The 25,780-nt window shown below is 43.2% G+C and carries 23 protein-coding genes; 13 read left to right on the forward strand and 10 right to left on the reverse strand.

Going from position 1 to position 25,780, the window contains the following annotated elements:
• The first annotated feature begins 2 nt into the window (after nucleotides 1–2).
• Entirely contained in the window at nucleotides 3–803 is an 801-nt protein-coding gene (locus INQ51_RS12695) for an alpha/beta hydrolase family protein (RefSeq protein ID WP_233378341.1), read from the forward strand.
• Nucleotides 804–868: 65 nt separating this feature from the next.
• Entirely contained in the window at nucleotides 869–2,182 is a 1,314-nt protein-coding gene (locus INQ51_RS12700) for a sulfatase-like hydrolase/transferase (protein WP_233378342.1), read from the forward strand.
• Nucleotides 2,183–2,313: 131 nt separating this feature from the next.
• Here the strand turns inward: INQ51_RS12700 and ggt are convergent, their stop codons facing one another.
• The gene (gene ggt / locus INQ51_RS12705) at nucleotides 2,314–4,005 is read right to left on the reverse strand and encodes a gamma-glutamyltransferase (protein WP_233378343.1); all 1,692 of its coding nucleotides are present in this window, start codon (nucleotides 4,003–4,005) and stop codon (nucleotides 2,314–2,316) included.
• Nucleotides 4,006–4,118: 113 nt separating this feature from the next.
• On the opposite strand from ggt, the gene INQ51_RS12710 reads away from it, so the two are divergent.
• Nucleotides 4,119–6,974: a PD-(D/E)XK nuclease family protein gene (locus INQ51_RS12710; protein WP_233378344.1), complete on the forward strand. Its 2,856-nt coding sequence runs from the start codon at nucleotides 4,119–4,121 to the stop codon at nucleotides 6,972–6,974.
• A 4-nt stretch (nucleotides 6,975–6,978) separates the two neighbouring features.
• Here the strand turns inward: INQ51_RS12710 and INQ51_RS12715 are convergent, their stop codons facing one another.
• Together INQ51_RS12715 and trmD are read right to left on the reverse strand one after the other, a co-directional pair.
• Complete coding sequence (locus tag INQ51_RS12715; RefSeq protein WP_233378345.1) at nucleotides 6,979–7,608, reverse strand: M14 family zinc carboxypeptidase; 630 nt, start codon at nucleotides 7,606–7,608, stop codon at nucleotides 6,979–6,981.
• A gap of 13 nt (nucleotides 7,609–7,621) precedes the next feature.
• On the reverse strand, nucleotides 7,622–8,311 hold the full coding sequence (trmD, locus tag INQ51_RS12720; RefSeq protein WP_233378346.1) for a tRNA (guanosine(37)-N1)-methyltransferase TrmD: 690 nt from the start codon (nucleotides 8,309–8,311) through the stop codon (nucleotides 7,622–7,624).
• A 253-nt stretch (nucleotides 8,312–8,564) separates the two neighbouring features.
• Here trmD and INQ51_RS12725 point away from each other — a divergent pair, with 253 nt between their 5' ends.
• The 3 genes from INQ51_RS12725 (at nucleotide 8,565) to INQ51_RS12735 (ending at nucleotide 11,715) form a co-directional block, all read left to right on the forward strand.
• Nucleotides 8,565–9,011 carry an Hsp20/alpha crystallin family protein gene (locus INQ51_RS12725; RefSeq protein ID WP_233378347.1) on the forward strand — a complete coding sequence of 149 codons (447 nt, stop codon included), beginning with the start codon at nucleotides 8,565–8,567 and terminating at the stop codon, nucleotides 9,009–9,011.
• Between the two features lie 295 nt (nucleotides 9,012–9,306).
• Complete coding sequence (gene araD, locus INQ51_RS12730; RefSeq protein WP_233378348.1) at nucleotides 9,307–9,990, forward strand: L-ribulose-5-phosphate 4-epimerase; 684 nt, start codon at nucleotides 9,307–9,309, stop codon at nucleotides 9,988–9,990.
• Nucleotides 9,991–10,044: 54 nt separating this feature from the next.
• Nucleotides 10,045–11,715: a ribulokinase gene (locus INQ51_RS12735; protein ID WP_233378349.1), complete on the forward strand. Its 1,671-nt coding sequence runs from the start codon at nucleotides 10,045–10,047 to the stop codon at nucleotides 11,713–11,715.
• A 39-nt stretch (nucleotides 11,716–11,754) separates the two neighbouring features.
• On the opposite strand, the gene INQ51_RS12740 is transcribed toward INQ51_RS12735, so the two are convergent.
• Nucleotides 11,755–14,205 (reverse strand): glycoside hydrolase family 9 protein, encoded by a 2,451-nt coding sequence (locus INQ51_RS12740; protein ID WP_233378350.1) that lies wholly within the window; start codon nucleotides 14,203–14,205, stop codon nucleotides 11,755–11,757.
• Nucleotides 14,206–14,455: 250 nt separating this feature from the next.
• The gene (locus INQ51_RS12745; RefSeq protein ID WP_233378351.1) at nucleotides 14,456–15,742 is read right to left on the reverse strand and encodes a hypothetical protein; all 1,287 of its coding nucleotides are present in this window, start codon (nucleotides 15,740–15,742) and stop codon (nucleotides 14,456–14,458) included.
• 91 nt (nucleotides 15,743–15,833) lie between these two features.
• On the opposite strand from INQ51_RS12745, the gene INQ51_RS12750 reads away from it, so the two are divergent.
• From INQ51_RS12750 to rimO, 3 genes are all read left to right on the forward strand, one after another.
• On the forward strand, nucleotides 15,834–16,709 hold the full coding sequence (locus tag INQ51_RS12750) for a creatininase family protein (RefSeq protein ID WP_233378352.1): 876 nt from the start codon (nucleotides 15,834–15,836) through the stop codon (nucleotides 16,707–16,709).
• A gap of 312 nt (nucleotides 16,710–17,021) precedes the next feature.
• Entirely contained in the window at nucleotides 17,022–17,390 is a 369-nt protein-coding gene (locus tag INQ51_RS12755) for a DMT family protein (protein WP_233378353.1), read from the forward strand.
• 158 nt (nucleotides 17,391–17,548) lie between these two features.
• Complete coding sequence (gene rimO, locus INQ51_RS12760; protein WP_233378354.1) at nucleotides 17,549–18,847, forward strand: 30S ribosomal protein S12 methylthiotransferase RimO; 1,299 nt, start codon at nucleotides 17,549–17,551, stop codon at nucleotides 18,845–18,847.
• 148 nt (nucleotides 18,848–18,995) lie between these two features.
• Here the strand turns inward: rimO and INQ51_RS12765 are convergent, their stop codons facing one another.
• Both INQ51_RS12765 and INQ51_RS12770 read right to left on the reverse strand, forming a co-directional pair.
• Nucleotides 18,996–19,667 carry a porin family protein gene (locus INQ51_RS12765; RefSeq protein ID WP_233378355.1) on the reverse strand — a complete coding sequence of 224 codons (672 nt, stop codon included), beginning with the start codon at nucleotides 19,665–19,667 and terminating at the stop codon, nucleotides 18,996–18,998.
• Between the two features lie 80 nt (nucleotides 19,668–19,747).
• The gene (locus INQ51_RS12770) at nucleotides 19,748–20,326 is read right to left on the reverse strand and encodes a TetR/AcrR family transcriptional regulator (protein ID WP_233378356.1); all 579 of its coding nucleotides are present in this window, start codon (nucleotides 20,324–20,326) and stop codon (nucleotides 19,748–19,750) included.
• Between the two features lie 444 nt (nucleotides 20,327–20,770).
• On the opposite strand from INQ51_RS12770, the gene INQ51_RS12775 reads away from it, so the two are divergent.
• Entirely contained in the window at nucleotides 20,771–21,163 is a 393-nt protein-coding gene (locus tag INQ51_RS12775) for a DUF4890 domain-containing protein (protein WP_233378357.1), read from the forward strand.
• An 87-nt stretch (nucleotides 21,164–21,250) separates the two neighbouring features.
• Here the strand turns inward: INQ51_RS12775 and ribH are convergent, their stop codons facing one another.
• On the reverse strand, nucleotides 21,251–21,733 hold the full coding sequence (gene ribH / locus INQ51_RS12780) for a 6,7-dimethyl-8-ribityllumazine synthase (protein ID WP_317207961.1): 483 nt from the start codon (nucleotides 21,731–21,733) through the stop codon (nucleotides 21,251–21,253).
• Between the two features lie 58 nt (nucleotides 21,734–21,791).
• Nucleotides 21,792–22,478: a tetratricopeptide repeat protein gene (locus INQ51_RS12785; RefSeq protein ID WP_233378358.1), complete on the reverse strand. Its 687-nt coding sequence runs from the start codon at nucleotides 22,476–22,478 to the stop codon at nucleotides 21,792–21,794.
• Between the two features lie 182 nt (nucleotides 22,479–22,660).
• Here INQ51_RS12785 and recF point away from each other — a divergent pair, with 182 nt between their 5' ends.
• Nucleotides 22,661–23,767, forward strand: coding sequence for a DNA replication/repair protein RecF (recF, locus tag INQ51_RS12790; protein WP_233378359.1), 1,107 nt, complete (start codon nucleotides 22,661–22,663; stop codon nucleotides 23,765–23,767).
• Entirely contained in the window at nucleotides 23,764–24,054 is a 291-nt protein-coding gene (locus INQ51_RS12795; protein ID WP_233378360.1) for a DUF721 domain-containing protein, read from the forward strand. Before recF ends, INQ51_RS12795 begins: the two co-directional genes overlap by 4 nt.
• A gap of 1 nt (nucleotide 24,055) precedes the next feature.
• Here INQ51_RS12795 and INQ51_RS12800 read toward each other — a convergent pair whose 3' ends face one another.
• The gene (locus INQ51_RS12800; RefSeq protein ID WP_233378361.1) at nucleotides 24,056–24,475 is read right to left on the reverse strand and encodes a nucleoside-diphosphate kinase; all 420 of its coding nucleotides are present in this window, start codon (nucleotides 24,473–24,475) and stop codon (nucleotides 24,056–24,058) included.
• A 251-nt stretch (nucleotides 24,476–24,726) separates the two neighbouring features.
• On the opposite strand from INQ51_RS12800, the gene INQ51_RS12805 reads away from it, so the two are divergent.
• Nucleotides 24,727–25,755 carry a DHH family phosphoesterase gene (locus tag INQ51_RS12805; RefSeq protein WP_233378362.1) on the forward strand — a complete coding sequence of 343 codons (1,029 nt, stop codon included), beginning with the start codon at nucleotides 24,727–24,729 and terminating at the stop codon, nucleotides 25,753–25,755.
• Nucleotides 25,756–25,780 lie beyond the last annotated feature (25 nt).

A 25,780-nucleotide genomic window follows, 5' to 3' on the forward strand; every position in this document is an offset into this window, starting at 1 on the left:
ATATGATACGACGAATGACATCAATCCTGGTTCTGATAACCACGCTTATTGTAACAACAGCATTTGGAAACGATCCGGTATTTTCGGAATACAAGACAAAGGAATTTACGTTTAAAGGACACGATGCAAAAATTGTTTTTCCGACGAAAAAGAACCCAAACAATTACTGGATTTGGAGGGCACGCTTCTGGGGGCACGAGCCGCAGGTGGACAAAGCATTGTTGGAAAAAGGGTTTCATGTGGTTTATGTGGACGTTTCTGATTTGTTTGGAAACCACGAAGCCGTAAAACTGTGGAATGACTTTTACGATTTTTGTGTGGCTGAATATGGGCTAAATCGTAAAGTTGTATTGGAAGGAATGAGCCGGGGAGGATTAATCGTTTACAACTGGGCTTCCAAAAACACCGATAAAGTATTTTGTATTTATGCGGATGCCCCTGTTTGCGATATTAAAAGTTGGCCCGGGGGAATGTATAATGGAAAGGGCAGTCCCGAAGCGTGGAAGGCTTGTTTGGAAGCATACAATCTGGACACCATTTCGGTTAAAACGTTTGAGGATATGCCGGTAAACAATTGTGTGCAGGTTGCAGAAGCCGGAATCCCGGTTATGCATGTATATGGCGATGCCGATGTGGTAGTTCCCTATGAAGAAAACACCGCATTGCTGGCCGAAAAATTCAGAAGTGCAGGAGGCTCGATTGAGCTAATCGGAAAAGAAGGAGTTGGGCATCATCCTCACTGTTTGAAAGATCCTTCTCCGATTGTGGATTTTATTTTGAATAGTGTGGAGTATAAGGAATAGCGGGTGAAATCTAGTGCTTGCCACATACGTGCCTGTTTGTATTAGTTACTTAAAAATGAAAACCAATGAGAACTTTTAAAAGAATAGCAATTCTGTTTGTTGCCTTGTTTATGTTGTCCTCCTCAACACAGGTAAAAAAAACTCAGCCCAATGTGATACTGATCATGGCCGATGATATGGGGTATGAATGTTTGGGGGCCTATGGTTCCACTTCGTATCACACGCCCAACATCGATAAAATGGCTTCGGAGGGAATTCTTTTCTCCAACTGTGTTTCCCAGCCTTTGTGTACACCCTCGCGGGTAAAGATCATGACAGGCAAGTACAACTACAGGAACTATGATTATTTCGGGCATTTGAGCCTTTCGGAATACACTTTTGGAAACCTTATGCAGGAGGCAGGGTACGAAACCTGTATTGCCGGGAAATGGCAGTTGAACGGGCTGGCTTACAAAGACAGCATTGAGGATTGGAACGACAACACGAGGCCTCATAAATTCGGATTCGAGGAATATTGCCTGTGGCAGCTGACCAAAACCGGACGGGAAGGCGAAAGGTATGCGGATCCGTTGATCGAAGAGAACGGAAAGGTACTGGAACGAAACAAGGACGAATATGGCCCGGATATTTTTTCTGACTTTGTATTGGATTTTATCGAGCGAAAAAAAGATAAACCCTTCTTTGTATACTACCCAATGGTGTTGGTTCACGATCCCTTTGTTCCTACGCCTGATTCGAGGGTGTGGGAGAATCCGGAATTAAGGTATAAAAAAGACAACGCGTATTTTAAGGACATGGTGGCGTACACCGATAAGATCGTTGGCAGGATCATTCAGAAACTCGAAGAACTCAACCTAGATGAAAACACCCTGGTGATTTTTACGGGCGATAACGGAACCAATATTTCCATTGGATCTCATATCGGTGAGGAGCTGATAGTTGGTGGAAAAGGAAAAACAACCGATGCAGGTACGCATGTTCCGCTGGTTGTACACTGGCCCGCTCAGATTAAAGAAAAACTTGTGTTCAACGAGTTGATCGAGTTTAGCGACTTTTTCCCCACATTGGCTGAATTAACTGAAACAGATATTGAATCGGACGGGAAAAGTTTTTATCCATTACTGACTGGCGATACCTATCAGCCAAGGAAAACCGCATTTGTACATTATGATCCGCGATGGGGTGATTATGTAAACCGGCACAGAAATCAGTTTGTAAGAACACTCGAATATAAACTATATCCTGACAGCCGTTTTTATAACCTGACAAGCGATAAATTGGAAAAGAATCCGTTGAATCCTGACTTACTTAGCAACGACGAACTTATTATACGGACTGCTTTGGAAAATGAATTTAAGAAGCATCCGAAATGGAAATAACGCGATACAGAAAAGTTGCATGTTGATACAGAACGCCGGCTTTACTTCTGGATTATTTGGGATAGCTACGACATTTATCCGAACTGTAACTTTCGTCTTAGCCTCAGCCTTAGCCTTGTTCCCCGTTTTTTCTAATACCCCGCCGCCTGTCCGTCTTTACGCGATTCGGAAGCGCCGTAGTACACCTTGTTTTTGCTGTCCCAAAGAATGGCCTGGTAACCACCGTACGGGCCAAAGTCGAAGCCAATTTTATGTCCCATTTGCATCAGTGCCCGAATGGTTTCGTATGAAATGCCACTTTCGAGCGTTATCTGTCCGCCATCGGTCATCAGTTCTCCACCTGTCGGATCGCTGGAGCCCGTGTGTTGGATGCGTGGTGCATCTCCGGCTTCCTGTATGTTCATCCCAAAATCGATGATGTTGCAAATGATCTGCACATGTCCTTGTGGTTGCATATCGCCGCCCATTACTCCGAAACTCAGGAAAGGTTTTCCATCCTTTGTTACAAATGCCGGGATGATGGTATGGAATGGCCGTTTGTGTGGTTCGTAAAGATTCATGTGGCCATCTTCGAGCGAAAACAGTTCGCCACGATCCTGCAGGATAAAACCAAGTTTCCCCGGTGTCATGCCCGAGCCCATTCCACGGAAATTACTCTGGATGAGCGAAACCATGTTTCCTTCTTCATCGGCAGTGGTCAGGTAAATGGTATTTCCGTGTTCCATGCCCCAGGCAGGGTAGCTGCGTGCAGCCCGCTTTGGATTGATCATGGCAGCCTGATTCTTTCCGTAGTCTTCCGAGATCAGCTCTTCTACGGGCAGATCGTTAAAATCGGGATCGGAGTAATATTTGGCGCGGTCCTCAAAGGCGAGTTTTTTTGCTTCTACAAAATAGTGGATGTATTCGGGCGATCCAAAACCCATCGAAGTCACATCGAAGTTTTTTAGGATGTTGAGCATTTCCAGCGCTGCGGTTCCCTGTCCGTTGGGCGGCAATTCCCACACATGGTACCCACGGTAATTCACCGAAATCGGCTCCACCCATTCTGAATGATGGTCTTCAAAATCTTTCATACTCAGAAAACCGCCCTGTTCACGAATATAACTTACAATCTTTTGCGCAATTTCACCTCTATAGAACTCATCGCGGCCTTTTTGTGCAACCAGCTTTAGTGTATTGGCGAGGTACGGGTTTTTAAAGATTTCTCCTTTTTCAGGCGCTTTTCCTCCCGGCATAAATATTTCTTCAAAACCGGGATATTTTTTCAAACTCTGCGCATTCCTGCCCCAGTAATAGGCAATCAACTCACTTAGCGGAAATCCTTTTTCAGCATACGAAATGGCCGGATTCAGGACTTCTTGCATTGTCAGCTTGCCAAACTTGTTGTGCAGTTCGAACCAGCCGTCCACACAACCGGGTACCGAAACTGGAAGCGGTCCCAGTGCCGGGATTTTAGAGTAGCCGTTTTCCTTGAAATAGTCAAGTGTCAGATCGTAGGGCGAGCGTCCGCTGGCATTTAACCCGTACAGCTTTTTTGTTTTGGCATCCCACACAATCGCAAACAGATCGCCACCCATTCCGTTTCCGGTGGGTTCAACCAAGCCAAGAATTGCGTTGGCTGCAATGGCTGCATCAATGGCATTTCCCCCAGCTTTTAAGATGTCGAGTGCTGCCTGTGTGGCCAGTGGCTGACTGGTACAGGCCATCCCGTGTTGGGCAATCACTTCGCTACGGGTAGCAAAACTTTTGCCTGTGATCCGGTCTTGAGAATAAGAAAGCTGAGAAAAAAGAGTCGCTGCAAGAATGAGTAAATATTTTTTCATGAGTCAGGATTTTTAATTTGTCAGGTTCAATAAAAGTAGAAAAAATCTGGCACCCATTTCTTGTTAATTCAAACGAAACTGTGAACTTTGAAAATTGAACTCTGAACTATCGTATGGAACGTTTTCTCTCGCAATGTGCGCAATACATTTATAAGAAGCATTCAGAAGAATTAAAGGATGTCTGTTTGGTTTTTCCTAACCGCAGGTCTGGTGTGTTTTTTACTGCTTATCTTCAGAAGTGCATCGAAACGCCGGTAATTGCGCCCAAGGTGATTACGGTAAACGAGTGGATGAGTACTTACTCTGAATGGCACACCGGCGACAAGTTGCAATTGATTTCGCTCTTGTACGACGTATTTTGCAAACACACCAAAACCACCGAAACTTTTGATGAGTTCTATTTTTGGGGTGAAATTCTGCTGTCGGATTTTAACGATATCGACCGCTACCTGGTAAATGCGAAAGATTTGTTTACCAATATTTCGGACCTGAAAGAAATTGAATCGATATTTGACTACCTCACGCCCGAGCAGAAAAAGGCACTGGAGCATTTCTGGGGGAGCATGGCCGTGGCGGATAAAAAGGGATTCAGGGAGAAATACATTTCCATCTGGGATAAGTTATACCCAGTGTATGTCGGTTTTAAACAGGAGTTGCAGAAACAGCAACTGGCTTTTCCCGGGATGATCGACAGGAGAGTGGTGGAGCGTTTAAAAGAGGAGATACTGGAATTCCCATTCAAGAAATACTATATCGTTGGACTGAATGCCTTGAATAAGTGTGAGATCGAGTTCTTTTCGCATCTTCAAAAGAAAGGGAAAGCCGCCTTTTTATGGGATTACGACGATGCTTATCTGAAAGATGAGAACAACGAAGCCGGATTTTTTATGCGTGAAAACCTGCGACGATTCCCGGCTCCCGAAGATTTTGAATTAAATCCGGAGTTATTCAATCATCGTAAAAATATGAAACTGGTAGCTGTTTCGTCGGTGTACGGACAGTCGCAGCAAATTCCAAATTTTCTAAAGGAAACCACTAACGATTATCGCCCGGTATTTGACAACACTGCAGTTGTGCTGGCCGACGAATCGCTGTTGTTTTCGGCCCTCGGAGCCATTCCTGATGAAATCGGGAAGGTGAACATTACCATGGGGTATCCGGTGCGTAATTCGGTGGTGTATGGTTTTCTGATGTTGCTGGTGGCATTGCTAAAGAACAAGCGAAAAGGGGAGAAGGGATTTTCGGCTTATCACCGTTATGTCACCGATATTCTGAACCACCAGTTACTGTGCGAAACCGAGCCCGCAAAAGCAAAGGCTTTTGTGGCTGATCTGAAACTCCGAAACCGGATTACGCTGGAATTGGCGGAAATTGATTTTTCGCCATTGCACAAAGAAATATTCATCCTGCCGAAGAAGACTGATGGATATAGCCCTTATTTTTTGCGGGTGTTGGGAATGTTCTATCAGCAATTTAAAAAGGCCGAAAATGCGGATTCCATGCTGCTGGAGTTGATTTATTCGATCTATCAGGCCATTGAAAAGCTGGGGGCAGTGGTGAAAAGTACGCTTGAAAATCAACAGCGCGAAATCAGCGAAGCAGTTTATTTCAGGCTATTCTCGCAGTATTTGGGACAGGTTTCGGTATCGTTTGAAGGAGAACCGCTGAGTGGACTTCAAGTGATGGGGATACTGGAAACACGCTGTTTGGACTTTGAAAACCTGATTATACTTGGGTTGAACGAAAACAAATGGCCGCGAAAATTTACGGCTCCTTCGTTTATTCCTTTTAATATTCGCCTCGGTTTTGGTTTGCCCGGCATCGACGAACAGGATGCGATGTATGCCTATTATTTTTACCGCCTGATGCAACGCGCGAAGAATGTAACAGCAACCTACAGCGTAGTAAAAGAAGGAATTAATACAGGTGAACTCAGTCGTTACGGTTATCAGCTGCAATACGACACGGTGCATAAACCCGAAATGCTAAACCTCGATTTTGCTTTTGCCAACGATCCGGTGGAAGGCATTCAGCTGGAAAGTTCGCCTGAAATTGCGCAGCGTTTGCTGGATAAGAATACAGAGGATCATCCACTTTCTCCAAGTGCCATCAATACTTACCTGAATTGCCGGTTAAAGTTTTATTTCCGGTATGTGGCAGGTTTACCTGAGCCCGATGAGGTGAAGGAAGAAATTGACGGGGTGGTTTTTGGAAACATTTTTCACGATACCATGGAGGCCCTGTATGCTCCCTTTGTGGGGAAGGTGATCGATAAACCGGACTTGGACCGGATTCTGGCCGACAAGGTAAATCTCAACAATGAAATTACACGGCAAATTGCTATTCACTACTTGAAATTAAGAGAGCCTTTGAAGGGACCGGTAAAGCTGGAAGGCACCACCTTGCTGATCTTTGAAAACATAAAAACCTATTTGCGGCAGTTAATAAGACGCGACAAGGAGATTGCTCCGTTTACAATTATCAGTTTGGAGACGAAATACAAGCGAACTCTTCAGGTGCAGGGGCGACCGGTTTGGGTGGGTGGAACCATCGACCGGGTAGATCAGCTGGAGGGTAAATACCGGGTGATCGATTATAAAACCGGAAAAGTGGAAAGCCTGGTTTTAAACGATGTGAACGAGCTTTTTGAACGCGATGCAAAAGATCCGAAAAAGGTGATTTTACAGGCATTGATTTATGTGTGGGGACTGGAAGGAAATGGGGCAGACAAAGAGGTTTATCCGGCGATTTACGGTTTGCATAAGATTTTTGAAGAAAATTTTTCTCCTGATATCACGCTAAAAAAGGACAAAGCGGTGGTTGCTTTTGATGAACTGAGAGAAGAGTTCGAAGACCAGTTGCAGGACCTTGTTGCCGAAATTTATTCGGAACAGAACGTATTTTACCAAACAGAACACTCCGAGAAATGCAAATATTGTCCGTATAACGGCATCTGCCGGCGACACTAAAATCCTAAGTCAGATTGGCCAGGTATTCCAACACGGGAAGCGTTCGAATATAGGCTTCTTCGTTGCTTTCTTCTTCGTCGAGCTCGAGCGTTATGGTTGGAATGTTTCTTTCCACTCCGCAATAGGTTCCAAAAGAGCCGGGAGTGGGGTAACCAATATCACCTAAAACTGGATACCCACAGAGTTCCGAAATCTTTTCTGCTATTTCCTGTGCCGGGCCATCGTAGTTCACCACCTTAAAAGGAGCATGGATGGTCATAATCACATCTGGTTGAATGCGTTCAAGGATTTGAACCATGTAACGGGTTTCCTCTTCGCTGGCCGCACTTTCTCCGGAGAAATATTCGTTTTGCTCGGTTTTTTCCCAGTTTTTAGTCGGGTAATTCCGGTTCAGATCCACTTTGTTGATATTCTGGCGTGTATTGAGGCTCTTCCCCGAATGATTCAGGCAGGGAATAAAATAGAGCACATTCTTAATATCACTAAAGTCGCCTTCTTCTAAATAGCGGTTGATGATGTATTCTCCCTGTTGCTCGTCGCCATGAAAAACGCCGATGATCAGAATTTTTTTTGAGTGAAGTTTTCTGGTTGATCGCTCAATGCATTCAATTTCCGGATAGGTATTTGCGTCCATTTTAGTGTTTGGTTTATTCGCCTAAATATTTTTTGTACAGATCGGGTCTCAGTTTTTTGGTGCGTTCTACTGCCTGTTCGTGTTTCCAGTCGTCCACCAGCTTGTCGTTTCCGCTGAGCAAAATTTCGGGCACTTTCATTCCCTTGTATTCGGCGGGGCGCGTGTAAATGGGCGGACTCAGCAGATAATCCTGGAAAGAATCGGTGAGGGCAGAGGTTTCATCAGAAAGCACCCCGGGAATCAGGCGAACGACACTATCGACAATAATGGCTGCGGCCAGTTCTCCTCCGGTAAGTACATAATCACCGACAGAAATTTCTTTGGTGATATAGGTATCGCGGATACGCTGGTCAATGCCTTTGTAATGCCCGCAAAGAATGATAATGTTTTCGTAAAGCGAGAGAGAATTAGCTTCGCGCTGATCCAGCAAATTTCCGTCGGGAGTGGTAAAAATAATCTCGTCGTATTCACGTTGAGCCTTCAGCGTTTCAATTGCTTTTTCGATGGGTTGAATGGCCATTACCATTCCGGCGCCTTTTCCAAACGAATAGTCATCCACACGGCGGTGTTTATCCTCGGAATAATCCCGCAGGTTGTGCAGGTGTATCTCGGCCAGTCCTTTTTCCTGCGCCCTTTTGATGATGGAATGACTGAATGGGCTTTCCAGAATTTCCGGCAAGACGGTTATGATGTCGATACGCATTTTTTCAAATTTTGCCCAAAGGTAAAAATAAAATCAGCGTCTCAATCGCTTAATAAATACATCCAGAAATCTAGATAGTATGACAATAAGGCATTGGTTTTTGTGCAAGCATGACTATGTGTCATTTGTTTTTTGATGATTTTGCCGGATTTGACTTGAAAATTGGCTTTGGAATAGGAGTTGATTTAAATAGGGCAGATTCGGTTATCGAACGGAAAACAAAAAATTAATTTAAAGAATAGGAGATTAAGTCATGAATTTAGTAAGATTTCAGAACCCACGTTACAGCACAAACAGAGTACTGGTTGACGAATTGTTCAACAACTTTTTCAAAAACGATTACCACGAAAACTATGTGAAAAATTGTGCTTCACCGGCTACCAACGTTTTTGAAACGGAAAAGGAATTCAAAATAGAAATTCAGTTACCGGGCTTCTCAAAAGAAGATTTGCAATTGAATTATCAGAATAACCTCTTATCCATCAAAGTGGAGAAAAAGGAAGAAAAAGAAACAAAGGAAGAGTATAAATACGCTCACCGCGAATTCGGAGCTTACAATTTCGAGAAACAGTACCGGGTACCAAAATCGGTTGATGCAGAGAAGATTTCGGCACGTTTCGAAAACGGAATTTTAGTAATTGGTCTTCCCAAAAAGGAAGAAGCGCTGGAAAAAACTCCGATCGAAATTAAGATTTCATAATAGGTTTATTTGGGATAGGTTGATTTAAGTAGGCCCGTTCATCATTGATGAACGGGTTTTTTGTTTTAAATCTGTAACCAATTACTTGAAATACTTAGCTGTAAACTTATTTCATACTTCATATGTAAGTGTTATATTTACGCTTAAGTTGACAAACTACCGATATTGATGAATAAAACTGAACTGTTATAAATGCTCACTACCTTCTGATTTCTGTTATCTTAGAAAGCTAAACGGAAACGTTTTTTCAGAGCGGTTGTGGAAGGCAACGGACAGGAAATAAAAAGGAGTTGATATGCTTGAAAAGTTAAAGGAAGAAGTATTTCAGGCAAATCTAGATCTGGTAAAGTACGGATTGGTGATTTTTACCTGGGGAAACGCAAGCGGAATCAGCCGTGAAAACGGGTTGGTTGTAATCAAGCCGAGTGGCATATCCTACGAAAAAATGAAACCAAAAGATATGGTCGTTCTGAACTTGTATGGCCAGGTGATGGAGGGAAACCTCAAACCATCAAGCGATGCTCCGACGCACCTGGTGCTTTACCGACAGTTTCAAAATATTGGAGGGGTAGTGCACACACATTCCGAATGGGCTACCAGCTGGGCACAGGCCGGGAAAGGCATTCCGGCGATTGGAACAACACATGCCGATTATTTTTACGGGGAAATTCCCTGCACGCGCAAAATGAGAAAAGAAGAAATTGAAAAAGAATATGAACTGGAAACCGGAAAAGTGATTGTTGAACGCTTCAACGGGCTTAATCCCGAATCCATTCCGGGAGTGTTGGTAAATAATCACGGGCCTTTCTCCTGGGGGACCGATGTGCACAACGCAGTTCATAATGCGGTAGTAATGGAAGAGGTCGCGAAAATGGCTTTCCGTAGTTTTGTTCTTAACCCGAAAACTACCATGGATAAGGTATTGCTCGATAAACACTTTCTTCGCAAACATGGAAAAGATGCTTATTACGGACAATAACTGAGACTTCGTTTAAAACACAAAAAATCAATAATAAAATCAAATTAAAACTCAATGGCAAAATACACTATTGGACTGGATTATGGCTCTGACTCGGTGCGATCGCTGATCGTAGATGTTGAAACGGGAGAAGAAGTGGCAAGTGTTGTTTTTAATTATCCGCGCTGGCAAAAGCAGGAATACTGTAATGCGCACGATAACCGCTTCCGTCAGCATCCGAAAGATTACCTGGAAGGATTGGAATACACGATTGTAGAAGCCCTGAAACAGGTACCTCAGGGAGTTGTCGAAAACATTGTGGGTATTTCGGTTGACACAACCGGATCTACCCCGGTGGCAGTGGATGAAAAAGGTACTCCTCTTTCTTTAACTCCGGGTTTTGAAGAGAATCCGAATGCCATGTTTGTGCTTTGGAAAGACCACACAGCTGTAAAAGAAGCCGATGAAATCAATAAACTGGCAAAAGAATGGGAAGTAGACTTTACCAAATACGAAGGTGGAATTTATTCTTCCGAATGGTTTTGGGCCAAATTGTTGCGCGTAATTCGCGAAGATGCAGGAGTTTACCGCGCAGCGTATTCCTGGGTGGAGCATTGCGACTGGATTCCGGCTTTGTTGACCGGTAATACCCATCCCAAAACGTTGAAACGAAGTCGTTGTGCAGCAGGGCACAAAGCCATGTGGCACGAGGCTTTTGGCGGACTTCCATCGGAAGAGTTCTTGGTGGCGCTCGACCCGATGCTGGCCGGTTTGCGAGATCGTCTGTACAAGGATACCTTTACTTGCGATGTTTCAGCGGGCACACTTACCAAAGAATGGGCTGAAAAGCTTGGGCTGTCAACCGATGTTGTAGTCGGTGTTGGCGCTTTTGATGCACACCTGGGGGCTGTTGGAGCTGAGATTGAACCTTATTACGTCTCGAAAGTGATGGGAACTTCCACCTGTGATATGTTGATTACACCCATGGATGAAGTCGGTAGCAAGGTGGTGGCTGGAATTTGCGGTCAGGTGGATGGATCGATTGTTCCCGGAATGCTGGGGCTCGAAGCCGGACAATCGGCGTTTGGTGATATTTATGCCTGGTTTAAACGTGTGCTGGAGTGGCCGCTGAAGAATATTTTGGCAGAAACTTCGCTGGTGGATGAAGCCACCAAACAAAAGCTGCTGGATGAGACTTCGAATAAGATCATCGCCAAGTTAAGCGAAGAAGCGGCAAAAGTCCCGATTGGTGAATGTGGGGTAGTTGCGCTGGATTGGATGAACGGCCGTCGTACACCGGATGCCAATCAGACCTTAAAAGGAGCGATCGCCGGGTTGAATCTCGGTTCGGATGCACCCCGCATTTTCAGGGCACTTGTGGAGGCAACTGCTTTTGGATCAAAAGCCATCAACGATCGCTTTATTTCGGAAGGAGTGCGTATTGATGGTGTTATTGCTTTGGGTGGAGTGGCTAAAAAATCGCCGTTGGTAATGCAAATTGTCGCCGATGTACTGAACATGCCAATTAAAGTGGCTCGTTCGGAACAGGCTTGTGCATTGGGATCGGCGATGGCTGCCGCAGTTGTTGCAGGTGTTTATGCGAGTACGGCTGAAGCTCAGAAAAAAATGGGAGGTGGAATTGAAACAGAATATCACCCTATTCCGGAAAATGTGGAGAAATACAAGGTGTTGTACGAAAAGTACAGGAAATTCGGAAAATTTATAGAGTTCGATTTTACAACATAAAAGAATGGGGTGTCTTTCGGCACCCCATTCTTTTTATATTCAAAATTCAGCAATTAACGACAGCCATTTGGTGGCTGAAGAATTCCAGACTTCTTTGTAGGTTGCCGTATTAAATTGTGGCCAGTAGGGGGTGTCTTCATTGAATTTCGATTGCATGCCAACCGGAATAGCTCCCACTGTTTCGCCCGGCAAAGCAGTATAAAGCTGCGGGTAGTTGCTTCCTTCGCCCCAAATAAGCGATTGCCCAAATGGATTTTTGCCGACAATCCAGAATAGTTGTTGTTCTGCAATGTCTATTAATTCCGGGTCGTTCAGAAATCGGCCACACAAAGCAGCAGCTTTGCCGGTAGATAAGTGAACCGCAGCATTTCCTTTAAACGAAAACCATACAGGAAAAGCTCGCAGGTAATGTTGTTCGTCCAGTTTTACGCCGTTTTCGAGTTGCTCTTTGTAATCTTTTGCAGCTCCTTTCGAAATACCCACCTGTATCTTGTAAAAATTAAGCGAATCTTTTACTTCGTCAATATGGTACACGCCGCTTGGGAGCATTCCGTACGGGGCAACATATTGCATGATAGTTTTCAGGTAATTGGCGTAAAGCTCGATCGATTCTTTCCATTTTTTATAATCCGGATGATTGGGTTGCGTTTCGCAAAGGGTTGTGAGGGCTTGCATATAAACATGATCGCGGGATTGATGGGTGTAATGTACAATCGATTTTTTATTAAGGTCGCGGTAAAAAAATCCACACAGTTTGTCTTTGTCGTTAATCGGAATGACTCGCTGGCAATCAAGTGTGTATTGAATGGATTTAGCCGCTTCGTTGGCATAATACTTATCTCCGGTTAAGCGATAAAGCTGGCTGGCGGTGTAGGAAATATTGGCCATGTACTGGCTGTTGGATGCCATTGCAGCATGATCTCCACCACCTCCTCCGCTGAGTTCTTCAAAACCCAGTTCGTCGAAACGTTTTTTTGCAAACGCGTAATCTTCAATGGCAACTTTCTGCAAGTGTTGTTTTAACATCGGGTCGTCATTAATCGCCATTGCAGCAGCTGCCTCGATTCCCGAAAACAGGAAATTCTCAAATGCGCGGTCATGCACGCGCACCCTTCGGCGTTTGGTAGAATCGTCTTTGGTATTGATAAAACCGTCGGTCCATAAATTGGTTCCCCAGGTTTGTGCACGGTAACCATCGCCAAACCGTGTTTTGAGGATAAAATCTATTCCCCATTCGGCTTCTTCCATCAGGCGCAGGTATAAATCGGTATTGTTTTTTTCTTTCGCAGTTTGAGCCATTTCAATGAGCGCGAGTGCCAATTCTCCCGACTGTAAAACCTGTTGCGACATATCAGCCGCATCGTGCCAGCCGCCGTTTATGGCAAAGAGTTGGCCATTGTGTGTGCCGTTAAGATCGGTGTGGCATACGCCGTGTTTCCCCGGAACAGGATAGCCACAGCGTTCACAAAATACAAAATTCAGCACCCGCCACGCTGAATCTTCCCAAATGTCAGGATTGATGTAAAAAGGCTGACTTTCAGTATTTCCTATCCGGATAAAATAGCGACCCGTTTGTTTGAAGTCACTAAAATCGAGGGTCTCAAAGTTTCCGGTTTTCGTTTTTTCCTTTTGAATGTCGCCTTCATAAACAACGCCTGATGTTTGGTTGTCGACAAGCTGAAAACGTCCGTTGTTGTTGTGTACGGTTGTAATGGCCTTTTTTTTGCTGTCGGGCCGGTAGCCGGTGGTGGAAAAGATGATTCTGTTGGGAGCGGGTTGCCAGCCACTTACTACTTCCGGATTTTCAACTGTTTCAAGCGCAACGGCATCAATGTCAAATTTCAGCGAATCGCCCATGGTACGTTCTTTCCCAAATACCTCTATCGCAAACGAAAGTTTGGTTACTTTGTCCCGGGGAAGTTCTGTCATTTCAACAAAACATTCGTTCCACTGACCATTAATCAGGTTCATTTCATGGTAGCCTTCACGGCCGTATTTGTCGGGAACTTTTACAATGCCATCATTTTCAACATAAAGATTCAGGTAAATACTTCGCGCACCTTCGCATTCGGGGTAAACATACACCTTAATCCGGTTGTATCTTTCCCAATTGACGCCTCCAACATCAAAACTGGCCAGCGAAGTTCCAAAGCCAAGCCCCCAGCCTAAAAATTGCGGATAAGTGGTGGGGGCAGCCAGGTGCATGCTGTGTGTGCCGCTGATAAACCGGTCATCGGTAATGGTCATGTTGCCAATTCCTTTGCGCGACCAGCCATCCAGGTTCTCCATATCGCAAAGCATATCAGATTGAAGCACTTTTTTGGTCAGGCCAAACGATTCGTATGATTTGCTGTAATCCAAAGGCAATGGACGATGAACGTAGCCTGTTTTGATTATGTCTTCTTTTAGTTGTTGGTCAACTTGGGCGTGAACAAAAAAGGAAGGGAACAGGATCAGAAACACAACGACGGTGGAAATAAGCTTATTCATGGTTTAGATGATTTAATTATGATGAAACTAAATTTACGAATAAGCTGAAGTTTTGTTTATGTTTAAGATCATCATTTTGAGAAAATTAAGCAGAGTGGTAATGATAACCTTCTGGAGGATATTAATCCGGATTTGAGAAGCTGAACCGAATTTTGGTGGCTTAAATTGTAATGAAGATAACCTATGTCGCTGGAGGAAGATTCTGGTTTCTGTTTTGTCCTTAATTTGAGAAGGATAAGTGCAGCCCGGCTTACCCGATCAACTTACTATATTGCTCCTGAAGTTTATTCCCATATGCTTTCAACGAATAGTTGTTTTGGATGATTGCTTTGTTTTTGGCTGTCACTGAGTCCGCAACTTTTTTAAACAGGGTACTGAGGATGGGATTTTGTTCGAACACCTGTTGCTTGGATAATCTTCCGGATTTCAGGTCGGAAATGATCTCCATCTGCATTTTCATGTTCAGGTCTTTGAAATCTACTTTGATACCCGGAATATTCAGCTTGTAGTACAATGCTGGAAATTCAAAACTATCTTCTTTAAAATCCCGGGTTATGTAGTCGATATCGCGGCCAATAACCGGGGTGTCAAGCAGCCAGGGCTCAAGATATACCATTCCGAAACTTTCCCGGTAACTGGTGGTAATGCAAAAATCACTTCCGGCCAGCAGGATTTCAAAATCCGTTTTCATTCCGGCTTCAAAAGTCACATCGATTTCATGATCGGCACAAAACGTTACCCACTGTTTGTACATTTCAATTTCTACCGGGTTTTGCGGAGCTTGTGTTACTGCAAAGCTGGCAATGTGGTCGAATAAAATGGAAAGCAAAATAAGCTCTCCAATATTTTTTCGCTGAATGACTTTTACCGGATACGTTACCAGCAGCTTGTTTTCATCCAGTTTCAGTGTTTGGCAGACGGTGCTTTTGGCTTCTGCTTTATCCAGATTCTCAGGTGATGTTTTTACATTCACCGGGTTGGGTAGCCAAACGATTCTTTCCTGATCCACTCCATACGAAACCAGACGTTCGAGATCGGCCGAATTGACAACTCCAAACTGGTAATTAGGCAGTTTGGGATACAGTACTTCATTTACATCCTGCAGAAAAATATTGGTCAGGATTTCCTTTAGAAAAGCAAGATTGGAAGGACGGTCTTCTGCGAAATCGTGGGCGTGGTTAAAAACTTTTACACCTTCTTTGGCGAGCAGGTAAACGGCATAGGTTACAATCGGGTTTTTGCCCAGGTTCAGATTATGAAAATGCAAAACGGTACCGGGTTCAATATGTTCTCTTATTTTTTGATGAACCAAGTGAAGCATTTGTCTGGCTTCGTGATCCGAATATTTTTTCTTTTCGAGATCAATCAATTCCTTGATGATGATGAGCTCTGCACCTTTTGAAGTAAACGTTTCAGGATCAGTGCATGCTCCAGTTATTATTTTTACCGTAGTTTTTTGAAGGGCCTCTGTTTGAGATTCAATGATCCTTGTAATTCTGCCCGGATTAAGTTGGCTGTGTGCAATGACTACCTGCATGCTGTTTGTTTGAAGTTAAAATTATGAATTCGTAGCTAAAGTTAAAGAAACAATTTATTTTTAATCTGGATTTAACTAAAACCTACTTTCAATGAAAAAGCTAATCCTAATTGCGTTTGTATTTTCATCATTTTTTGTTTCGGCGCAAGAACTTCCTTTCAGACTGGAAGAATTAACCGCGCCGGATTTCATAAAGGCAGTGGAAAAAAGCTCCAGAACGTGTGTCATTCCGATAGGCGTGATGGAAAAGCACGGACCGCATTTGCCATTGGGAACCGATCTTTTTTTGTCGCGCGAATACGCTCTTCGGGCGGCTGAAAAAGAATACGCCGTCGTTTTTCCCTGGTATTATTTCAGCCAGATAAACGAAGCGCGCCATCAGCCGGGAACTATTTCGTATTCTCCCGAATTGATTTGGCTTATGCTTCAGGAAACGCTGGACGAGTTAAATCGCAATGGTTTTGAGAAGATCATCATCGTAAACGGACATGGTGGAAACAATGCTTTTCTGAACTTTTTTGGAATGGCTCAACTATCTGAACCACGCAATTATTCACTTTACTGGTTTCGCCCCGAGCCGAATCGTGAAGTTGAAAAGAAGGCGGCAGATTTAACGCAGCATGATCCTTTTGATGCGCATGCCGGAAATGGCGAAACCTCGGAAATGGCGGCCGCACAACCTCAGCTCGCTTATGTCGACAGGGCAGGGCAGCAGTCGGGTGCGAATCTCGAGCGGATGAAAAACCTCCAATATGTTTACACCGGAATTTGGTGGTATGCCAGCTATCCGAACCATTACGGCGGCGATGGTTCAAAAGCCAATGCCGAGGCTGGCGAATTACTGATTGATGAAACCGTAAAACAGCTGGTAGAAATGATTCAGCTTGTAAAGGCCGATACAGTGGTTCCCGCTTTACAACAGGAATTTTTCAGGAAAGCAGAGCATCCATTGGATACAAAACAGTAATTCGAGCAGCAAGCTCCTGCAATGAGTAAGGGGCAGTTGCTTTGGGGCTGTGGTTATTCGGTGGAAATTAAGACCGGAATTGTTTTATTGATCTTATTGGGTTTGACTTGGGAATTTAACGAGAGAAGAAAGCCCGCAATAAATAAGAAGATTTATCATTGCGATTACTGTCTGAATTTGAGAGGGAAACGATAATTGAATATAGTAAAAGATTAATCTTTTACTTGAGTTTTCCAGATCTATAAATTCAAATAGAAGCTGATAAAGGAAAGGACTTTTTTATAGTTTTGCGCAGTTTTTTTTCGATAAATTATGAAAGCACTTTTGACCGTTGGATTACTGGTCCTTTCCAATACATTTATGACGTTTGCCTGGTACGGGCATTTGAAATTTGCTGAAATGAAATGGTTCAACAAATTGGGGATTGTATCCATCGTTTTGATCAGCTGGGGCATTGCGCTTTTCGAATACTTCTTCCAGGTGCCGGCCAACCGCATTGGTTTTAAAGATCACGGCGGTCCGTTTTCACTCATCGAGCTAAAAGTATTGCAGGAGGTGATAACACTGGTGGTGTTTTCCATTTTTACGTTGCTGCTTTTCCGTACCGAAACATTTCGCTGGAACCATCTAATTGGGTTTGTGTTTTTGATATTGGCCGTTTATTTCATTTTTAAGAAATAGGCAATGTAATTGTAAAACGTTTTACCAGTGATGGTCGTGTAACGTTCAGGAAAGGTTCTTTAACTGTGTTTCAATATTCCTGGCACTTTGCACTTACTACTCATAACTATTTTAATTCGGACAAAAAAATCGTTTACTTTGCAGCAAATTTTTGGACAATGAGCAAGAAAAGGGTAAATGTGGTTACGATGGGGTGTTCGAAAAACCTGGTAGATTCCGAGGTTTTGTTGAACCAGCTGGAGAAGGGAAAGTTTGAAGTGGTGCACGATTCCAACGAAACCGGTTTTGACGCGGTTTTTATTAACACCTGTGGTTTTATCCAGGATGCGAAGGAAGAATCTATTAATATGATTTTGGATTATGCCGAAGCCAAGAAACGGGGAGAGATCAGCAAATTGTATGTAATGGGTTGTCTCTCTGAGCGGTATCAGCACGATTTGGAGGAAGAACTTCCGGAAGTGGACCGGTACTTTGGCAAGTTCGATATGAAAGCCATGGTGGAAGAACTGAAAGTGGCCTACCATCCTGAATACATTTACGAACGTAAACTTACAACGCCTTCGCATTTTGCGTACCTGAAGATTTCGGAAGGTTGCAACCGCTCGTGCTCGTTTTGTGCCATTCCTAAAATGACCGGGCGTCATAAATCACGTACGATCGAAAGCCTTGTAATGGAAGCCAAATACCTTGCTAAACGTGGTGTTAAGGAGGTGTTACTGATTGCCCAGGACCTTTCATACTACGGAATTGATATTTATGGTAAAAACAGGTTAGCTGAATTGATTGAAGAAATTTCGAAAGTGGATGGCATTGAATGGATTCGCTTGCATTATTTGTATCCAACCAAATTCCCTATGGATATTTTACCGGTGATGCGCGAAAATCCGAAAGTCTGCAAATATCTTGATATGCCTTTGCAACACATTGCCAACCCGATTCTGAAAAATATGCTTCGGCATGTTTCGCGGGAGGAAACCGAAGCTTTGCTGGCTAAAATCAGGAAAGAAGTACCGGATGTGGTGATTCGTACCACGATGTTGGTTGGTTTTCCGGGAGAAACGGAAGATGATTTCGAGGAACTGAAGGAATTTATTGAAGAGCAGAAGTTCGGACGTTTAGGTGTTTTTGCTTATTCAAAAGAAGACGGTACTTACGCTGCAGAAAAATACAAAGACTCACTGGATGAGGAAACCAAACAAGAGCGTGCCGACGAGATCATGGAGATTCAGCAATACATTTCGGCGGAATTGAACCGTGAACGCGTTGGAAAAGAGTTCAAAGTGATTGTGGACCGCGAAGAAGGAGAGTTCTTTATTGGCAGAACAGAGTACGATTCACCCGAAGTGGATGGAGAAGTACTGATAACATCTGACCGGAAACTGAGTAAAGGAGAGTTTGTACAGGTGCGAGCCACAGGAGCGGAAGATTATGACTTGTACGCGGAGTTGATTCAGTGAATTAATTTCCGGCAATTGAGCACTTAGCGCCGCTAAAAATGTCGCAAAGACCGTAAGCTTGATGTAAGTCGCCTGCGATCTTTGCGATTTTTTATTGTTTACAGACTTCTAAGAACTTCTCTTCGTCGTTAGTTGGCCGGAGCAGTCTTTAGAAGAAAAATCCCAGGCTAAGCGCAGCCATTTTGTTGTTCAGATCCGTTTCGTTTTTGTAAACATTCAGAAAGCCCATGTCGTAATTGAGGCCTAGCTGTAACGAATTATTGGTGAATACCGGGAATTCAAAGCCAATTTCGAGTGAAAGCCCCAGGTCGAAGTCTTTGGTGTTGTCTTTCAGGTCAAAGTCAGTTCCATCTTTCTCTCCGTCAGCATCGAGCAGGTAGCTTACATAAGGACCGGCAGCAAAATAAATACGCTGCCCGTTTTTGAAGCCTGCTTTTTCGCCGGCCGAAAATTCGGCTCGCACCGGTAAATGCAGGTAATGCAGTTTTTCTGTCAGATCCAGGTTTGCTTCATCTATCTTACGCCCCTTTTGTGCGTACTCCAGCCCCGATTGTATGGCAAATCCATCACTTAACCGATACTTGGTATTAAATCCGAAGTTGTAGCTCAGCATAATGTTATTGTTGTCGGCCAGCTGAAGTAATTCAGACTGGCAGGTACCGCCAATCCCGGCTTTGATTCCATACTGAAATTGAGCGAGGCTGGTGTTGATGTTAACCAGGCTTAATGCGATGACCAGACCCAAAATTACCGGGTACTTTTTACCATTACGTGATTTGTTGGTAAGGGAGATGATCTGTTTTTCTGTTTTTCTTTTCATGATAATTGTTTTAATGTTTCTGAAATATTTGTTTGTTTCGACTATATATCTAAAATATTCGAACAGTAGGCCAAAAAAAATTAGGTGCAAATACCGTAGAACAGCATGTTGACGACATCGTTGATCTTTTGGTCAAACTCGGTCTCTGTTTCGGCATTTTTTAGTAAGGGCATTTCGAAGCCGATCATGGCAGTTAATACCGCATTGCTCATAAATTGAACATCTACCGGTTTAAACTCCTTCTGCTCTATTCCGGAACGAAGGATATTTCCCAGCGTTTCCAGTTCCCATTCCCGGTGCCGATCTCTGATTTTTTCGATAAAAGAGAAAGTATTCAGAAAGTTGTCTGTCAGGGCTTTGTACAGATTTCCGCGCTGTACGAACCGCCGCATTCTGATCAGTATGTATTTTCTCAACTTTTCAACTGAATGATCCGTCTTATTTAGCGCCTCGTAAATTTCCCGTTTCAAATGTTCGGCTTCGTGCCCCACAACCGCCTCAAACACCTCTTCTTTGTTTTTGAAATAATAATAAAGCGAACTTTTCCCTTTTCCTGCGGCATAGGCGATATCGTCCATGGTTGTTTTCTTAAAACCATATTTGTCGAAGGTCAAAGCTGCTGCCTCAATTATTTGTCGTTTTGATCTGTTGTTTGTCATTTTCGACGATTTTGGTTTAAAAGTACAAATTATTTGTTTTGGCTCTTCTTATTGCAGATGGATAAGTCGTAAAAGAAAATGAATTAACGTTAAGTTCAGGTTGCTCTGACGGTAGCTTTTGTATGTAACTTTGGTTGGCAAGTTTTTAGAACAAAGCATTTTGTCTAAGAATCTATTATACATTCAAAAAAATAAGATGAGTGGGAGAGCGGCATTGCGGAGATGTGTTGGGCTTCGATCTGTATTTTCTTATTTAATTTTTCATCCCGATTAAACCTTCTTAAACGGTCTTCGTCAAAGCACTCAGTAATAACGATTACAGTTGGTCTTTAAACGATAATCAAGAGTTAAGCATGAGAGCTAATATTACCGGACTAAGTAGTTAAAAGCTCTTGTAAATTCTGCCGGTTATTCGGAATTTATAAAACAAACAATTTTGATCACATGAAGAAATTAGGTTTACTATTGCTGTCGGTAATTGTATTTGCCGCGGTAACCATGGCCCAGGACAGAGGACCAAGAAATTTCGATCCGAAAGAAATGGCCAAACGTCAAACAGAAGAATTGACAAAAGCGCTGGATCTGAACAAGGATCAGGCCGCAAAAGTATTGGAGCTAAATACCAAAGTAGGTGAAAAAATGTCGTCGATGCGCGAGGAGATGAGAGATGGCGGTGGTGACCGCGAAGCCATGCGCGAAAAAATGACAAAAATACGTGAAGAGCAGAAAGTTGAAATGAAGAAAATTCTGACCGAAGCTCAGTACAAAAAATACGAAAAATACTTAGAGGAACGTCGCGCCCAAAGAGGCCAAGGCAGGCCCGGCGGACAACGTTAACGTTTCATACGGTTTAGTTTAATTAGGTAGAAAAGGGCCTGCAGATGTTGCAGGCCCTTCTTATTTGTATTCTTGCGAAGTTTCTTTTTAGAACGAACGTTGCAGTCCCACCATTTTGATGGCAGTAACGGCAGCTTCGTCGCCTTTGTTTCCATGTTTACCACCGGCTCTGTCCAAAGCCTGTTGCTCGTCGTTGGTGGTAAGTACGCCAAATATGAAAGGCTTGTTGTACTTCAGGTTTAGGTCTTTTGTGCCTTGAGTAACACCTTCGCATATGTAGTCGAAATGACGGGTTTCTCCCTGAATCACGCATCCTAACAGAATAACGGCATCCACATTGGCCATTTCGGCAAAAAACTGGCCTCCCAGCGGAAGTTCGAATGTTCCGGGAACGTATTTAACCGTAATGTTTTCTTCTGCTGCGCCGTGTTTTTTTAGGGTGTCGATCGCTCCCTCAGCCAGTGCCGAAGTTATTTCCCAGTTCCATTCTGCTACAACAATTCCGAAACTCATGTTTTCTGCTGATGGAACCGAATTGATATCGTAAGCTGATAAATCTTTTGTTGCCATAACTATTTAAAATAAAAAACCCCTCCGAAGAGGGGTCGAATTATCAATTTTTCGGTACTTAGTTCATTTTTATTTTTACGCGAGCAATGTAACGATCGGCGTTGGTTGCTTCTGCCGAAGTTGGGAATTGCTTTTTAATATCCTGGTAAAGTGCCAGCGCTTGTTCCAGTTCGTCTGAAGATTCCAGCAATTTTGCAGCTTTCATCATGTAAACCGGAGTTGTAAGCTCGTTTTTCGATTCGCTGTACGCTTTTTTGTATTGTTTCAACGCTTTGTCGCTGTCTCCCAATTCAAGGTAGGCATCGCCTTTGGCACCTTCTGCAACCGGGGCTAAAAGAAGATCGTCAGATTTGAAATCGTTCAAATAATCCAAAGCTTCTTCGTACTGTCCCAAATGCAAATAGGAAATTCCGGTGTAGTATTTGGCACGGTTGGCTGCTTTGGTAATGCCATAATCGTCGATGATATCAAGGAATCCCAGGTAGTTTCCGTCACCGTTGATGGCCAGGTTGAATGAATCTTTTTCGAAATAGTTTTCGGCCATAAAAATTTGCGAGTTGGCTTCTTTTTCCTGTGGTTGAACATAAAACTTTTTAAATCCAAGGAAAACAGCAACTACCAAAATAAGACCACCAACAACGTAACTGATGATTTTTTGATTATCCTCAATAAACTGTTCGGTTTTTGTTAACGCGCTTTCAAGTTCTTGTAAATTATCGACTTGTTCAGTTTTTTTCTTAGTCATCTTTTTCTATTTCAAAATTGTGGGGCAAAAATAGTTTTTTTTTCATAACAGATTAAGGTATCTCTCCATTATTTTGATGAATAATCAACAGTTGCTTGTTATTATCGGCTTTTTGCAAACAATTCAGGAAAATGCAGGCTTTTTTAATAGTTTTGTACATCCTTTATTAAAGAATTTGACGCATGCGAATTGAAGAAATTTCAATTGTAAATTTTAAAAATATTAACGAGGCTACGGTTGAATTTTCTCCCCGTTTGAACTGTTTTATAGGTAAAAACGGGGCCGGAAAAACCAACATGCTGGATGCCATTTATTATTTGTCGTTTTGCAAGAGTTTTTTCAATGCCAGTGATTTGTTAAACATAAATCACGAAGAAAGTTATTTCATGCTGAACGGAAGCTACGACCGTCTCGATTCTTCAGAAACCATCACCTGCGGCATTCAAAAAGGACAGAAAAAGCAATTTAAGCGGAATTCAAAAATCTATAAGAAACTGCAGGATCACATCGGTTTATTGCCGTTGGTTATGATCTCGCCTTCAGACGTTGAATTGATCCTGGGAGGAAGCGACGAACGCCGGAAATTCATGGACGGTGTTATTTCGCAATACAACCAGAATTACCTCGACGACCTGCTGAAATATAACCGGGCGGTGGTGCAGCGAAATAATTTGCTGAAGCATTTTGCTGCCGAACGCCGCTTCGATGCCGATTTATTATCGATCTGGGATGATCAGTTGGTGGAATACGGAACACGGATCCACCGTGAACGGACAGAGTTTGTGGAGAAACTGATACCTGTTTTTCAGCGTTACTATACCTTTATTTCGCAGGGAAACGAAGAGGTGGGGTTGGTTCATCAATCCGATTTGTATGAAAACGATTTTGGACAGTTACTCAAAGATTCGGTAATGAAAGATCGTGCCGCGCAATACACAACGGTTGGCGTTCATAAAGATGATCTTTTGTTGAAGTTAGGTGAATTCCCGATGAAAAAACTAGGCTCGCAGGGGCAGAAAAAAACCTACCTGGTGGCATTGAAACTGGCACAGTTTGACTTTATCAAAGAGATTTCGGGAATAAAACCCATATTGTTGCTCGATGATATTTTTGATAAGCTGGATCAGCACCGCGTCGAGCAAATTGTAACCACCGTAGCCGGTGAACAGTTCGGGCAGATTTTTATCACCGATACCGATCGCAGTCATTTGGACGCAATAATCCGGAAACTTGGAACCGATTTTCGTATTTTTAATGTTGAAACCGGAAAAGTGAAGCCAGTATCATGAGACGAAGCAATACACAGTCGCTTAGCGATGTTTTAAAGGAATACATTGAGCAAAACCGCATTGAGCGCAAGCTTAAAGAGGTGGACGTTGTGGAGGGCTGGGAGGCTTTGCTGGGAAAAACGATTGCCCATTACACCCGAAACATCTACATCCGCAACCGTATTTTGTACGTCGAAATCAGTTCGGCTGTAGTTAAAAACGAGCTTTTTCTGATGCGCGAAGAGATTTGCCGGCGAATCAACCAAAACGCCGGTGTCGAAATAATCGAACGGATCGTGTTCAAATAACTTAGTACCGCTCCAGTTGTGAAAAGAAAAAGTCGGCCTCAATAGCCGCATTTTCATCGCTGTCCGAGCCATGTACTGCATTTTCGGTCATGCTGGTGGCATAGCGTTTACGCACAGTGCCTTCTTCTGCTTTTTCCGGATTGGTAGCCCCGATAAAACTGCGGTAATCTTCCACTGCATTTTCTTTTTCGAGAATGGCTGCCACAATGGGGCCCGAGCACATAAAACTGACCAGGTTTTCGTAAAACGGTTTGCCTTTGTGCACGGCGTAAAACGCTGCTGCCCGCTCGGGTGAAAGCCGGGTGTATTTCATGGCCACAATTTTAAATCCGGCTTCGTTGATCATTTTTAGAATGTCGCCGATGTGATTGTTCTTAACCGCGGTAGGTTTGATCATCGTGAAAGTAAGGTTGCCTGTCATAATCAAAGTTTTTGTCCAGTTGCTTTTTACATAACACTTAACGAACATAAAATTTTTTCACCACATATCTTACTCTCTTGATTGAAAAAATTTTACGGGAGTTCGCAAACGGGTGAATGCACTTCCGAATGAAACCAGTGAGGATAGTATTTAGTTCAATAGAATAGTTCTGACTGAAGAAAAAATAGAATATTTTAACCTTTTCACCCGCCTAAGAATTAGTATATTTGTCCCTTCAAAAATTTTAGGTCTTGAAAAATACTGGAAAAGAGATATTTAGTGCCATTGGGGAAGTGTTGGGAAATGCAGGTAAAGTAAGCATTATTCCGCACGAAAATCCGGATGGAGATGCGATAGGAGCGGCACTTGGGTTGGGGCAAACACTTGCCAATAAAGGCTTGGAGGTGAAAGTGATTTCGGTAAATGATTACCCCGATTTTTTAAAATGGTTTTCTTCGGATGTTCCGATCACAATTTACGAGAAGGACAAGAAGGCCGCAAAAGAGTGGCTTTTTGACTCGGATGTGCTGATTTGTGTGGATTTTAACGAAGAAAAAAGGGCCGGGCACCTCGCAAAAATGATCGGCCGTTTTTCGAAAACAAAGATTTTAATCGACCACCATCCGTCTCCGGGCGACTTTTGTCACTATACGGTATCTGAAACCCAGTACAGTTCCTCGGCCGAGTTGGTCTATGACGTAATTGGGCAGTTAGGTTATACGGAGTATATCAATACCCAGGCTGCAGAAGCGCTTTTTACCGGAATACTGACCGATACCGGGGGTTTTAGCCACAACACGTCGCAAAATACATTTAAAACAGTGGCCGAATTGCTGAATTATGGAATTGATACTGATAAAATTCAATCGGCTGTGTTTCATAATTTTTCTGCCGACAGGATGCAACTGATGGGGTATTGTTTGTATGAAAAGATGAAAGTGTTTCCCGAATACAGGGCAGCTGTAATTTGCATAACAAAAGAGGAATTGGAAAGATTTAACTTTAAACCGGGCGATACAGAAGGTTTTGTAAACTATCCGCTTTCCATCAATAATATCGTATTCAGTGCTCTTTTTATTGAGAAAGAGAATTATGTGAAAGCATCGTTTCGCTCAAAAGGAAATTTTCCGGCCAACAAATTCTCCAGCGAGCATTTCAATGGCGGCGGGCATTTAAATGCTGCAGGCGGCGAGTCGATGTTAACTTTTGAAGAAACAATTGAAAGATTCACGCAACTTTTACCCGAGTATAAACATCTTCTGGAAGAAACAGTAATCTGAATGCGCTTTGAATACGCAGAGAATT

This window comes from Maribellus sp. CM-23 (assembly GCF_021354595.1).
Taxonomy (GTDB): Bacteria; Bacteroidota; Bacteroidia; order Bacteroidales; family Prolixibacteraceae; genus Draconibacterium.

Excerpts from the sequence above, each read along its gene's own strand:
- INQ51_RS12695 (WP_233378341.1), top strand. The coding sequence starts at position 3 with ATGATACGACGAATGACATCAATCCTGGTTCTGATAACCACGCTTATT.
- INQ51_RS12700 (WP_233378342.1), top strand. The coding sequence starts at position 869 with ATGAGAACTTTTAAAAGAATAGCAATTCTGTTTGTTGCCTTGTTTATG.
- ggt (WP_233378343.1), bottom strand. The coding sequence starts at position 4,005 with ATGAAAAAATATTTACTCATTCTTGCAGCGACTCTTTTTTCTCAGCTT.
- INQ51_RS12710 (WP_233378344.1), top strand. The coding sequence starts at position 4,119 with ATGGAACGTTTTCTCTCGCAATGTGCGCAATACATTTATAAGAAGCAT.
- INQ51_RS12715 (WP_233378345.1), bottom strand. The coding sequence starts at position 7,608 with ATGGACGCAAATACCTATCCGGAAATTGAATGCATTGAGCGATCAACC.
- trmD (WP_233378346.1), bottom strand. The coding sequence starts at position 8,311 with ATGCGTATCGACATCATAACCGTCTTGCCGGAAATTCTGGAAAGCCCA.
- INQ51_RS12725 (WP_233378347.1), top strand. The coding sequence starts at position 8,565 with ATGAATTTAGTAAGATTTCAGAACCCACGTTACAGCACAAACAGAGTA.
- araD (WP_233378348.1), top strand. The coding sequence starts at position 9,307 with ATGCTTGAAAAGTTAAAGGAAGAAGTATTTCAGGCAAATCTAGATCTG.
- INQ51_RS12735 (WP_233378349.1), top strand. The coding sequence starts at position 10,045 with ATGGCAAAATACACTATTGGACTGGATTATGGCTCTGACTCGGTGCGA.
- INQ51_RS12740 (WP_233378350.1), bottom strand. The coding sequence starts at position 14,205 with ATGAATAAGCTTATTTCCACCGTCGTTGTGTTTCTGATCCTGTTCCCT.
- INQ51_RS12745 (WP_233378351.1), bottom strand. The coding sequence starts at position 15,742 with ATGCAGGTAGTCATTGCACACAGCCAACTTAATCCGGGCAGAATTACA.
- INQ51_RS12750 (WP_233378352.1), top strand. The coding sequence starts at position 15,834 with ATGAAAAAGCTAATCCTAATTGCGTTTGTATTTTCATCATTTTTTGTT.
- INQ51_RS12755 (WP_233378353.1), top strand. The coding sequence starts at position 17,022 with ATGAAAGCACTTTTGACCGTTGGATTACTGGTCCTTTCCAATACATTT.
- rimO (WP_233378354.1), top strand. The coding sequence starts at position 17,549 with ATGAGCAAGAAAAGGGTAAATGTGGTTACGATGGGGTGTTCGAAAAAC.
- INQ51_RS12765 (WP_233378355.1), bottom strand. The coding sequence starts at position 19,667 with ATGAAAAGAAAAACAGAAAAACAGATCATCTCCCTTACCAACAAATCA.
- INQ51_RS12770 (WP_233378356.1), bottom strand. The coding sequence starts at position 20,326 with ATGACAAACAACAGATCAAAACGACAAATAATTGAGGCAGCAGCTTTG.
- INQ51_RS12775 (WP_233378357.1), top strand. The coding sequence starts at position 20,771 with ATGAAGAAATTAGGTTTACTATTGCTGTCGGTAATTGTATTTGCCGCG.
- ribH (WP_317207961.1), bottom strand. The coding sequence starts at position 21,733 with ATGGCAACAAAAGATTTATCAGCTTACGATATCAATTCGGTTCCATCA.
- INQ51_RS12785 (WP_233378358.1), bottom strand. The coding sequence starts at position 22,478 with ATGACTAAGAAAAAAACTGAACAAGTCGATAATTTACAAGAACTTGAA.
- recF (WP_233378359.1), top strand. The coding sequence starts at position 22,661 with ATGCGAATTGAAGAAATTTCAATTGTAAATTTTAAAAATATTAACGAG.
- INQ51_RS12795 (WP_233378360.1), top strand. The coding sequence starts at position 23,764 with ATGAGACGAAGCAATACACAGTCGCTTAGCGATGTTTTAAAGGAATAC.
- INQ51_RS12800 (WP_233378361.1), bottom strand. The coding sequence starts at position 24,475 with ATGACAGGCAACCTTACTTTCACGATGATCAAACCTACCGCGGTTAAG.